Below are 12,383 nucleotides of genomic sequence, written 5' to 3'. Positions count from 1 at the left end.
TGCCTATGGCGGGATCGAGGGGCTGGTGGGATCGGGCTTTGCCGACACGCTGGCGGGCGACGCGCAGGCCAACCTCATCCTCGGCGGCGCGGGCAACGACCAGATCAGCGGCCGCGACGGCGACGATACGCTGGTGGGGGGGGATGGGGCCGACATGCTGGATGGTGGCGATGGCTACGATATCGCGAGCTACATCAGCGCGACCGCCGCGGTGGCCATTGATCTTGTCACGCCCGGTGCCAACAAGGGCGACGCGCTTGGCGACCGTCTGATCTCGATTGAACGGATCGATCTGACAAATTTGAACGACGTGGCGTCGGGCGACGCTTTGGGCAATGTGATCTTCGGCAATGGCGGCAATGATCTGCTGTCAGGGCGCGGCGGCGATGACGTTTTGCAGGGCGGCGCCGGGAATGACACGTTGCTGGGGGGCGACGGCGATGATCTGCTGGTCGGTGGTGCGGGGCGTGACCGGATGGAGGGCGGCCTTGGGCGGGACATCGTGTCTTATGCCGATGCGTTGGGTGGGGTGCGGGCGGATCTCGCCAGTCCGGCCGTCAATACCGGCGATGCGACGGGCGACACCTATCTTGGGATCGAGGGTCTGACCGGGTCAAGGTTTGCCGACACGCTGGCGGGCAGCGCTGGGGATAATGTCATTGCAGGCGGTGGCGGCAATGACAGTCTGCTAGGGCAGGCGGGCAACGATACGCTGGCGGGCGGCGAAGGCAACGATACGCTTATCGGAGGCATCGGAGAGGACAGCTTTGTCTTCTCGGCCGGGCATGATGTGATCGTCGACTTTGCCGATAATCTGGACACGATCGTACTGGACGCGGCGTTGTGGGCAGGGACCGCGCCATCGATTGAGCAGTTGCTGGCGTCGGACAATGTGACTGTGACGGCGACCGGGCTGATCCTCGCGTTGGCAAGCGGCGCGACGCTGGACATCCGGGGGATTTTCGACGCATCACTTCTGGTGGATGATATCGTGTTTCTCTGACCTGGCAGCGTCACGCAGAGCGACATGGCAAACTGCGGGGGCGGTACATGGTGGAGCGGGTTCTGGTCACGGGCGGGGCGGGCTATATCGGAGCGCATGCCTGCAAGGCGCTTCGGTTAGCCGGGTTCGAGCCTGTCACCTTTGACAACCTTTCCACCGGGTGGGCCGGTGCCGTACAGTTCGGCCCGCTGGTTCAGGGTGATCTTGCGGACCGTGCGGCGCTGGATCGCGCCTTTGCCGACCACCAGCCAGTTGCGGTGATGCATTTCGCGGCCCTGTCGTTGGTGGGCGAGGCGATGACCGACCCCGGCCGCTACTGGCGGGCGAATGTTGGCGGCGCGCTGAACCTGATCGAGGCAGCTGTCGCGGCTGGGTGCGGGCGTTTCGTGTTTTCGTCGACCTGCGCCACCTATGGCGATCACGATGGGGTGATGCTGGACGAGGATACTGTGCAGCGCCCGATCAACGCCTACGGGGCCTCCAAACGCGCGATCGAGGACATTCTGGCGAATTTCGGCATGAGCCACGGGCTGCGCCATGTGGCGTTTCGCTATTTCAACGTGGCGGGGGGCGATCCGGACGGCGAGGTTGGTGAACAGCACCGTCCCGAGACGCATCTGATCCCGCTGGTGCTGGAAACCATTGCCGGGACGCGCCCGTTTCTGACCGTGCATGGCACGGACTATCCCACCCCTGACGGCACCTGTGTGCGCGATTATGTGCATGTGATGGATCTGGCAGAGGCGCATGTGCTGGGGCTGCGCTGGCTATTGGACGGGGGGCAAAGCCGGGCGTTCAACCTTGGATCGGGTCGGGGCTTTTCGGTGCGCGAAGTGCTGGATCATGCCAGCGTCGTCACCAACCGGGAGGTGCCCGTGGTGCTGGGGCCAAGGCGCGCCGGCGATGCGGCGATGTTGGTTTCGGGCAGCGACCGCGCGATGCGCGACCTCGGGTGGGCGCCGTCGCGATCCACCCTGCCGCAGATGATTGCCGATGCCTGGCGCTGGAGCCAGGGCAAGGGCTATGACAGCTGACATGTGGGGGCTGGCGCTTTGCCGCCCGCCCCGGCAAGACTTGCGCAAACGGGGAGGGACACGATGGGACGCTTGCAAGGAAAGACGGTACTGGTAACGGCCGCCGGGCAGGGGATCGGGCGGGCCTCGGCCATTGCCATGGCACGCGAAGGGGCGCGGGTGATCGCGACCGACGTGAACGAGGCGACGCTGGCCACCCTGACCGGCGAAGGGTTGGAAACGCGGCTTTTGAACGTGCGCGACCCTGCGGCAATTGCAGCAACCTTTGCGGCCATCGGCACGCCGGATGTGCTGTTCAATTGCGCGGGCTTTGTGGCGGCAGGCACAATCCTGGATTGTGATGAAGAAAGTTGGACCTTCAGCGTCGATCTGAACATGACGGCGATGTACCGGATGTGCCGCGCCGTTCTGCCGGGGATGATCGCTAGAGGCGGCGGGTCGATCATCAACATGGCGTCAGTGGTTGGATCGATCATCGCTGCGCCAAACCGCTTTGTCTACGGCGCGACCAAGGCCGGCGTCATCGGGCTGACCAAAGCGATTGCCGCGGATTTCATCACAAAGGGCATCCGCTGCAACGCCATCTGCCCCGGTACGGTGGAAAGCCCGTCGCTGGACCAACGCCTGCACGCCACCGGAGACTACGAAGCGGCGCGCAAAGCCTTTGTCGCGCGGCAGCCTCTGGGGCGCATGGCCCAGCCTGAAGAGATCGCGGCGCTGGTGGTTTATCTGGCCAGCGACGAATCAAGTTATACGACCGGCGTGGCCCATGCCATTGACGGCGGCTGGACCAATATCTGACGGTCCACTGCCGCATGGCGTTTGCGCAATACAATTATGGGTTGAGTGAATTTTTTTTGCTGCAATGCCGCATGAGGCAGCATTTCGCGCTTTTTGGATGCGATTTTCGGCGGTAATCCCCGATCTTTCGGGCGAATACCCGCTGCACATCAACAAGCTATTGAACCAAATCCCTCGCCCGTGGTTGAGTCTGTGGTGCGGTTAATCCGGCATCGTGTTGGCGCAACTGGGTCAAAGGAATGCGAGGGATGAGACAATGACTGCAATCATGGGCTGTATTCTGGAGTTCGGCGTTTGATGGGGCCTGAAGCTGTGTTTTCCACAACCGGACTTCGGCTGAGCATCGCGGTCATCGATGCCAATCCGCTGCTTGCGGATGGCATTTCGGCGCTGCTTGGGCAGGACAGCAGCTTTGCGGCGCAGGCGATCGTGCTGGGCGACAATGCCGAACAGACCTGGCATCAGGGGTTCGACGTGATCGTCATCGACCCGACCCAGACCACGCTTTCGCCGCAGGAGATTGCGCGCGATCTGGACGGGCATGGGGCGTCACTGGTGGCCTACTCCAGTTCCCTGTCGATGGACCTTGCGCGAGCCTGCATCGCCGCCGGGTTTCACGGGGTTCTGCCGAAAACCGTGTCGTTCGAAGTTTTGAAGGCTGCACTGGCCACCACGGCACAGGGCGGAATCTTCATTGATGCAGCCTTTTCTGCGGCGATCGCGCAACGACTTGGCGCCGAAGACCCGCCGAAACCGGCCGAAGACGCCTGCCTGTCCGAACGCGAACTGAGTGTTCTGAAGTCAGTCGCACATGGCAAGACGATGAAGGAAATCGGTAAGGAGCTCGCGCTGTCGTCAAAGACGGTAGAAACCTACAAGGCCCGTGGCAGCATGAAGCTGAACCTGTCGGGCCGGCGCCAGATCGTCGAGTTTGCCATCGCCCAGGGTTGGGTTGAAAGCGCGCGCGCGCAGGCAAGCTGAAACGAACTCCCAAGCGGGTTTTCGCTGCCTTGGAGGGCAGATCAGGCGTCATTTTGCAGTTGCAGCATTACTGACAGGATTTCCCCTACAGGATCGTTGGGGGGTTTCGAAAACCTGACAGGTCTCGCAGAAAAACCCTACATGCTTTGGGCAAAACACCCACAAATTGATCAAAAAAATGGGGTTTCTGCCTGACTTTCCCCGCTTTGTTTCCACAACGTACCCTGTCCGCAATGCTGCACTGCCGCATCGATGTGCGGAGTGTAGGCCCGTCAAGCCGACCGGGCGCAACGAACAAGGAACGGGATAAATGGCCACACTCGCGGTGTTTGGAATTGGCTATGTCGGGGTCGTTTCGGCGGCCTGCTTGGCAAAGGACGGGCACACCGTCATTGCGGTGGACATCGATCCGGCAAAGGTGGCGGCGATCAATGCGGGCCGTTCGCCGATCGTTGAAAACGGGTTGCCGGATCTGATTGCCGCCGGCGTATCCGAAGGCCGGTTGACCGCGACGACCGACATCCGCGCCGCCATTCATGCCACTGACGCGTCCTTCGTCTGCGTCGGGACACCAAGTGCCGAAGACGGCTCCATCGGGCTGGTCTATGTCAAGGCAGTATGCCAGGCGATTGGCGAGGCACTGGCCACCCACCCCGGCTTTCATTCGGTCATCATGCGGTCCACCATCGTGCCCGGCACGATGGACAAGGTCTGTATTCCGATCCTCGAAGCCGCCTCTGGTCTGACCGCTGGCAAGGATTTCGGCGTTGGCTACTATCCCGAGTTTCTGCGCGAAAGCACCGCGATCAAGGACTATAACGACCCCGGCCTGATCGTCTTCGGCGCGCTGGATGCGGCGACGGGTGCGCATTTGACCGCGCTTAACAAGGACCTCGACTGCCCGATCAACCTTGTCGATCTGGGCACCGCCGAGATGGTGAAATACACCTCCAACTCGTGGCGCGCAGTCAAGGTCAGCTTTGCCAACGAGATCGGCAATATCGCCAAGGCGGCCGGGCTTGATGGCCAGCGGGTGATGGCGATCCTGTGTTCGGATCACAAGGTATCAATGAGCCCCTATTTCATGCGCCCCGGCTTTGCCTTTGGCGGGTCGTGCCTGCCAAAGGACGTACGGGCTTTGCGCGCGCTTGCAACCGGGCTGGCGGTGCCATCACCGCTGCTGGATGCGGTGCTGGTGGCCAATTCCGCACAGATCGCGCGAGCCGAGGAGATGGTCCATGCGTCTGGTAAGACCCGCGTCGGCATGGTTGGTATCAGCTTCAAGCCCGGCACCGATGATATGCGCGAAAGCCCGTTGGCCGAACTGGCCGCGCGGCTGATCGGGCGGGGAATGGATCTGACGGTCTATGATCCCTTTGTCCACGAAGCCTATGTGAACGACATCGGTGCCGCCGGGCGTGGTCTTGACCATGACATCGGACTTGGCGACCGGCTGGTGCCCACGATTGCCGAACTGATCGCCAAGTCCGACATCGTGCTGGTTGGCAACCGCTATGACGAAGCGATCCTGCCGCTGCAGGCAGCCCTTGGCGACCGCGCGATGATCGACCTTACCCGGATCAAGCCGGGTCAGCGGTCGGTCGGCAGCTACGAAGGGATCTGTTGGTAGCATGGCCGCACTGCGCCACATATCGGGGCATCTGCTCTATCTCTCGGCGCTGGTTATTCTGGTGCTGAGCATCCCCGTTGATGCGCTTGCCCATGTGTCAGACGGCCTGATCGTCGTCGGGTTGATCGGCATCTGGCGCTATGGCTGGGCGATGGTGAACTATCTCCGCGCGGTGGTCTACCAGCGGTTTGCCTACCCGCGATTGCGCGCCCGCGCCTATGCCGCGCAAGCCGCGGAGCCGGTGCGCGGGCACGCTTACTTCCTGATCACCAGCTACAAGATCGATACCGACACCACGCGCCGGGTCTATCAGGCGCTGTTTCGGGCGGCAGCGGCGGCACCGAATGGCGCGACGATCGTGGCCTCGGTCGTCGATACAGCGGACTTGCGGCTGATCCAGTTGGTGCATGAGCTGATGGACGTGCCGATGGATCGTGTTGATCTGATCATCGACCAGATTCCCGGCACCGGCAAGCGCGATGCGTTGGCCCGGTCCTTGCGGTTGATCGGGCGGCGTGCGCCATCTCGGCGCGACATTCTGGCCGTGGTGGACGGCGACAGTTGCGTGCCCGAAGACATGGTTGCCGCCACCGCGCCATTCTTTACCGATCCGGCCGTAGGTGCGCTTACCACAGACGAGCGGGTGGAAATCGCCGAACCCGGCCTGTTCGCCGACTGGTTCGCGCTGCGCTTTACCCAGCGCCAGATGATGATGAGCTCGATGGGCCTGTCGGGCCGGGTTCTTACACTGACCGGGCGGATGTCGGTGTTCCGGGCGGATCTTGCGACCCAGCCGGAATTCATCCGTCTGGTGCAGCATGACCATATCGACCACTGGCGTCTGGGTCGGGTGGAGTTTCTGACCGGTGATGACAAGTCGACGTGGTTCTGGCTGCTGCAGCGCGGCTACAAGATGATCTATCTGCCGGATGTATCATCGCTGTCGATGGAAACCCAGCCGCGTCCCGGGTTTGTGGACAGCGCCGTTACCCTGATGATCCGCTGGTTTGGCAACATGCTGCGCACCAATGGGCGGGCGCTGGCACTGCGCCCGTCGCAGATCGGGCTGTTCACCTGGTGGTCGATCCTTGACCAGAAGGTCGGCATCTGGACCACGCTTGCCGGACCGATTTCGGTGTTGCTTGCGGCGGTGTTCCTCGAACCGCTTGTGGTTCCGGCCTATGTGGCTTGGGTGATGGCCACGCGCTATTTGTTCTGCTGGGTGCTGGCAACCATGCGCGGACGTGGCTTTCCGATCACCTATCCGTTCCTGCTGTACTTCGGGCAAGTCGTTGGCGCAGCAGTGAAAAGCTTTGTGCTATTCCGCCTGGATCGCCAGCGGTGGACCCGCCAGTCAAGCACCTGGACCGGAGGCAGATTGCCGTTTGGCGCCCGCCTGCGCGCCTACAGTTCCGTCTACGTCCACGCCCTCGCCCTCGGCTGGCTGACCCTTGGGGTCATGCTGATGTCGGGGCTTGTCTGATGCATCTCGAAAGGACCAAAGAATTGGACCACGCCAAGGCCGACCCGATCCAGCTTCGCAAAACGGCTCATGCCGACGGCCTTGCCGTGGCTGGGCCTGCGGATCATCCGATGATCGCCATGCCGTTCCACGCCGAAGTGGACGGGCGCCAGTATCGCGGCCGTGGCATCAGCCTTGTGCGTGCCGAAATCAGTGGCCTGATGGATCCGCACGCCTCCGGGACCGAACGGATTGCCTGGGTGGTGTTTCGCTTTAACGGCTTTACCGTGGCGCTGACGATCGAAGTCCGGATGGAAGCGGTCGATGCCGAGGCGGGCACCGCGACGCTGGTCTTTACCGACCCGCTTGGCGAACATCTGCCGCAGCTGCGGCACCTGATGAATGCTTTTATCGCCGGTGATCTGGTGACCATGGGCAACGCGCTGTCGGTTGGCGTGGCATCCGGCGTCGGGGCAAAACCCAAGGCCCCAACAGAACGCGGCTTCGCCCCATTCCTGCGACGTCTGGTGGGCACCACGGGGATTGTGGTGTTGTCGGGGCTGCTGGTGACTTTGGCGGCTGAAAAGATTTTTCAGCGCGCTTACACCGCCACCCTGCCGACCCCGGCGGTGGCCGGGTACGAAGGGCGCACGCTGGCGGCCACGGCCACCGGCCAGATCGAATTTCTGAACACCGATGCCAAGGCTGGCGAGGTGGCTTTCGCGATCCGTGCCAATTCAGGCCAGACGCTTTCGGTTGCAATGCCCTGCGATTGCCGGGTGGACAGTCTTGGGCTGGAAGCGGGATCCACCGTCTTTGCGGGCGATCCGATCCTGCGCCTGTCGGCCCCGGACGCGGCCCTGATCCTGACCGGGTACGTCCCGGTCGATCAGGCGCTGCCGCTTGCCGGGGCGGATCATCTGGAACTGCGCTTTGCCGATGGCATGCGGATCGACGCAAGCCTGGTACCTGGCAGCATCGCCACGACGACCGCTGGCGATCTCATGCCGTACCGCCTGCTGCCACGGGCCCCGCTGCCCGAGGCGCGGCTTGGCCAACTGGCTGAGGTTACCGTTCATCACCCTGTTCCCGCGCTTTTGCTGCCTGTTGCCGGTCTGTCTACGGTTCTGTCCCACGCATCAGAGGCTTTGATCCCATGACCAGTCCCATCACTCCTGTCGTCCTGTGCGGTGGCATGGGCTCGCGCCTGTGGCCGCTCAGCCGGGTCGAGCAGCCCAAGCAGTTTCAGCCAACGCAAGGCAAGGGCAGCCTGACCTATTTCCAATCCACCCTGCAGCGCCACCGCAGCGACAGCTTTGGTGAGCCGATGGTGGTGACCAATGCCAGGCAGGCCGCAATCGTGCACCGGCAGATGGATGAGGTGCAGCTGCAGGGCCGCGTGATCGGTGAACCGGTGGGCCGCAACACCGGCCCCGCCGTGCTGGCCGCCGCCCTGTGTGCGGTGCGTGAAGACCCGGATGCGGTGCTGCTGATCCTGCCCTCGGACCATGTGATCAAGGGCGATATCAACCGCATCATCACCGCGATGCGCCCGGCAGCCGATGACGGGCGGATCGTCACCTTCGGCGTGCTGCCGACCTATCCGGAAACCGGCTATGGCTACATCACCGACGGCGGGTCGTACAAGAATTACCCCGGCCTGCACCGTGTGGCGCAGTTCGTGGAAAAGCCGGGCTATGACCGGGCGCAGCGCCTGATCGCAGCAGGCGGGGCGTTCTGGGCCAGCGGCATCAGCCTGATGCGCGCCGACACCCTGATCGACGAATTTGCCCGGCTGGATCCAGAAACTCACGCCGCCGTGTTGGGCGCAATCGATGCGGCGCAGATCACCTCGCTGGGCATCGTGCTGGAGGAAACCTCGTTCCGCCACGCCGCAAACGAGCCGACAGAACGCCAGGTGTTCGAGAGGACCCCGGCCATTGCGCTGGCACCGTTGCATGATGTGCAGTGGGATGATGTCGGCGCGTGGAACGCCGTCTACCAGATTTCCGACCGCGACGCCGATGGCAATGTGTTGCACGGCGACGTGATCGCGATGGATACCACGAATTCCCTGATTCAAAGCGAAACCCGGCTGGTGGCCGTGATCGGAATGCACGACGCCATCGTCATCGACACGCCCGATGCGGTGCTGGTCACCCATCGCAGCCACGCCCAGGATGTAAAGCAGCTGGTCGAACGCCTGAAGGCTGCCAACCGCCGCGAAGTGGCAAGCCACACCGCGCGTGATACCGCATGGGGGCGGATCGAAACCGTTGCGTCGGATGGCGGGCATGACATGCGCATCATGACCGTGCAGCCGGGTGCAAGCTTGCAGGTGAACGGCACCGGGTCGGGGCCCAGCCTGCTGACGGTGATGTCGGGCGAGGGGCGCTGCACCATCGACGGCGCGGTGGTTGTGGCGCGGCGCGGCCAGTCAGTGGCGATCGACGCCGATCACGCGCTGCCGCTGACCAACCCGACCGCGCGCGAATTGAAGGTGATCCACCTGATCTTTCGGGGCGAGGCTCAGGCGCCCACGGTGTTGCGTGACGCCCTGCTTGGCGCCCCGCCAATCGGCGCGCCTGCCCCGCAAGAGGTGGTCTGATGCGGACGCGGCTGCAAAGCTGGCTGGCTGCGGCGCTATTGATCGTGCCTGCGGGCGCGGCGAAGGCAGACGCAGCGCGTTTTGCAGCCATCGAGGTCGCGGTGGCCAAGGATGCCGAACCAGAGGTGCTGGCGCAACTTGCCCTTGGTCTGGGCGGCCAACTGCCACCCGCGCCAAAGCCCGTCGAAGGGGCGGAAACCTTTGGTCCGGCGGTGGTCAGCAAGGGCGAAATTCAGGCCGCTCTGACCCAGCTTGCAATTTTGTCGGGCACCAACGGCCACCTTACCCTGCAACTGGCGCAGCTTGGGCGCGAAGATGTGATCTATGTGCAGTCGGGTCAGGCGCGGCTGTCCGATCTGACCGGCGATCCGACCTTGATCAGCCAGACCGGCAATCTGTGGCGTCTGAACCGGCCTCTGGTGATCTGGCCGGGCGCCAGCCTGGTCATCGCGCCGGGCGAGGTGCTGGAGATGGACACCGCCCAAGGCGCGTTCATCCTGAGTTTCGGCACGGTCGAGATCACGGATGCCAACCTGCGCAGTGTTGGCGCCGACAATGCAGGGGTGCCAACCTTCCGGCCGTTCCTTCTGGTGACCGGGCAGGGCCGGTTGCAGGCCCACAATGCCCAGTTCGAAAGCCTGGGTTTTCGCGGCCCGGTGGCGTTTCGCGGCGTCTCGGTGCTGACCGGTGGCGTGATGAAGTCGATTGCGCCAAGCCTGATCACCGCCAGCCGCTTTGCCGATACGCACAGCCTCAGCCTTGAAGGCACCGACGATGCGGTGATCCGCGACAACCGGTTCGAGGCGGCCTTGTCCACCGCCATTTCGGTCACCGGCGGCACCGGCATCACCCTGTCCGGCAACCGCATCCTTGACACGGTTGACGGCGCGGGCGTGCGGCTGTCCGGCGTGCTGAACGGGATCGCCCTCTCAGGAAATCTGGTGGCCGACGGGGGCCGAAACGGCATTCAGATTGATGGCCAAAGCCGGGGCCTGACGCTGATCGGCAACGCGATCATCGGCAACAAGGGCGCGGGCATCACCATCAGTCAAAGCCTGTGCCTGACGGTTCAGGGCAACATCATCGCGTCAAACGCCACTGCCGGTCTGCGCTTGTCCGACAGTGGCGCGGCCCGGATCAATGGCAATGCGATCTATTCCAACGGCTCTGCCGGGATCGAGCTTCTGTCGCAAACCGGTCTGCCGCCCATTGCCGTCACCGCCAATGCCCTGCGCCACAACCGCGAGGGCCTTAGCGCCGCTGGCATTGCCGAAGTGCAACTTGGCGGCAATGACTTGGCCCAACAAATCCCACGCCAGTTTGCCGGGGACTTTGCACCCTGGCTTGCGGCGTATCTTTCAACCGGGTCTGCCGATCAGGCCTTTGTCATTCCTGCGGCAGCCGGGGTCGCAGCGCGCCCCGCAGCCCCCTGCGAAACGGAGTAGCCAGAAATGGTCTTTTCCTCGGAAATATTTCTTTTCCTGTTCCTGCCGTTGTTCCTCGGGATCTACTATCTGATCCCGTTCAGGTTCCGCTCGGCGCTGATCCTAGCGGGGTCTTACCTGTTCTATGGCTGGTGGCGGTTTGACTTTCTGGCCCTGCTGTTCCTGACCACGCTGTGGTCTTACGGCTTTGGCCATCTGATCGGAGCCAACCTTGGAACCCGCAAGGCGCGGGTCTATTGCGGCATCGCCGTTGCCGGGTGTCTTGGCGTGCTTGGGGTGTTCAAGTACCTCAACTTCTTCATCGACAGTTTTGCCGCGCTGTTGGGAACCGACGCTGCGGGCCTTGATATCCACTGGCGTCTGATCCTGCCGATCGGTGTTTCGTTCTACGTGTTCCACTGCATCAGCTATCTGGTCGACATCCTGCGCGAAGATGCCAAGCCGACCCGGAATTTCTTTGACTTCGCGGCGTTCATCGCGCTGTTTCCACAGCTGGTCGCCGGGCCGATCCTGCGCTTCAAGGATCTGGCGCATCAGTTTGAACATCGCGTCCACAGCCCGCAACTGTTTGCCGATGGCATGGCTTGGTTCGCGATCGGTCTGGGCAAGAAGGTGTTGATCGCCGACAGTCTGGCACCCTTGGCTGATCTGGCGTTCACCACGCCTGACCCGTCGGCCCCCTTGGCCTGGGCCGGAGCGGTGGCATACATGCTGCAACTGTATTTCGACTTTTCCGGCTACAGCGATATGGCGATGGGCCTTGGCCTGATGATGGGTTTCCGCTTCCGCGAAAACTTCAACGCGCCCTACACCTCGGCCTCGATCACCGAATTCTGGCGGCGCTGGCACATCAGCCTGTCGGTGTGGCTGCGCGACTATCTGTACATTCCCCTCGGCGGCAACCGGATCAGCGAGCGGCGCACTTACATCAACCTGTTCACCGTGATGGTGCTTGGCGGGCTGTGGCACGGTGCCAACTGGACCTTTGTTCTGTGGGGCGTCTGGCATGGCGGCTGGCTGGCGGCGGAACGCTGGCTTGGCACCGCCATGCAGCCACGGAACGCACAGCGGATCGGGCTGACACTGATCATCGTGATCATTGGCTGGGTGATGTTCCGTGCGGCCAATGTCGGCGATGCGATGGATTTTTACGCTGGCATGATCGGCATGAACGGCTTTGCGATCCCGTTCGACATCACCCTGCAGATCACCCGCGAAAGCCTGGCCATCATGGCGCTGGGCATCGTGATCTGTGGGCTGGAACCGTCCATGCGTGATCTGGTGGAACGGCGCTACTACGTGCCATCCGGCCCCGGTGGCACGCTGGCGATGACCGATACGCTGGTCCCCGCGCTGGTCACCTCGTCGATCTTTGCGCTGTCCATCATGCGGCTGGCCGAGCAGAGCTTTTCCCCCTTC

The 12,383-nt window shown here is 63.0% G+C and carries 10 protein-coding genes; all 10 read left to right on the top strand.

The genetic code is table 11. From position 1 onward, the window contains the following. Positions 1 to 1,003, top strand: a 1,003-nt coding sequence (locus RMO18_RS17535) for a calcium-binding protein (RefSeq protein ID WP_309667651.1), incomplete at its 5' end; no start/stop codon positions are given. A gap of 47 nt (positions 1,004 to 1,050) precedes the next feature. Beyond that, a complete protein-coding gene (gene galE / locus RMO18_RS17530; RefSeq protein ID WP_309667650.1) occupies positions 1,051 to 2,037 on the top strand; it encodes a UDP-glucose 4-epimerase GalE in 987 nt (328 codons plus the stop codon). Positions 2,038 to 2,100: 63 nt separating this feature from the next. Continuing rightward, positions 2,101 to 2,838 (top strand): SDR family oxidoreductase, encoded by a 738-nt coding sequence (locus tag RMO18_RS17525; protein WP_309667648.1) that lies wholly within the window; start codon positions 2,101 to 2,103, stop codon positions 2,836 to 2,838. A 297-nt stretch (positions 2,839 to 3,135) separates the two neighbouring features. Next, positions 3,136 to 3,819 (top strand): response regulator transcription factor, encoded by a 684-nt coding sequence (locus RMO18_RS17520; RefSeq protein ID WP_309667646.1) that lies wholly within the window; start codon positions 3,136 to 3,138, stop codon positions 3,817 to 3,819. A gap of 310 nt (positions 3,820 to 4,129) precedes the next feature. Beyond that, a complete protein-coding gene (locus RMO18_RS17515) occupies positions 4,130 to 5,449 on the top strand; it encodes a nucleotide sugar dehydrogenase (RefSeq protein ID WP_309667644.1) in 1,320 nt (439 codons plus the stop codon). 1 nt (position 5,450) lies between these two features. Continuing rightward, entirely contained in the window at positions 5,451 to 6,932 is a 1,482-nt protein-coding gene (locus RMO18_RS17510; protein ID WP_309667643.1) for a glycosyltransferase, read from the top strand. A 23-nt stretch (positions 6,933 to 6,955) separates the two neighbouring features. Next, on the top strand, positions 6,956 to 8,071 hold the full coding sequence (locus RMO18_RS17505) for a hypothetical protein (RefSeq protein ID WP_309667641.1): 1,116 nt from the start codon (positions 6,956 to 6,958) through the stop codon (positions 8,069 to 8,071). Then, positions 8,068 to 9,519: a mannose-1-phosphate guanylyltransferase/mannose-6-phosphate isomerase gene (locus RMO18_RS17500; protein ID WP_309667640.1), complete on the top strand. Its 1,452-nt coding sequence runs from the start codon at positions 8,068 to 8,070 to the stop codon at positions 9,517 to 9,519. The genes RMO18_RS17505 and RMO18_RS17500 overlap by 4 nt, the downstream gene beginning before the upstream one ends. Beyond that, complete coding sequence (locus tag RMO18_RS17495) at positions 9,519 to 10,964, top strand: right-handed parallel beta-helix repeat-containing protein (RefSeq protein WP_309667639.1); 1,446 nt, start codon at positions 9,519 to 9,521, stop codon at positions 10,962 to 10,964. Before RMO18_RS17500 ends, RMO18_RS17495 begins: the two co-directional genes overlap by 1 nt. Positions 10,965 to 10,970: 6 nt before the next feature. Then, a partial coding sequence (locus RMO18_RS17490) for an MBOAT family protein (protein ID WP_309667638.1) occupies positions 10,971 to 12,383 on the top strand: 1,413 nt, incomplete at its 3' end.

It is taken from the genome of Tabrizicola sp. (assembly GCF_031377265.1).
In the GTDB taxonomy this organism is placed as follows: domain Bacteria; phylum Pseudomonadota; class Alphaproteobacteria; order Rhodobacterales; family Rhodobacteraceae; genus JAUYQR01.
This window is presented reverse-complemented; position numbering and strand designations above follow the sequence as displayed.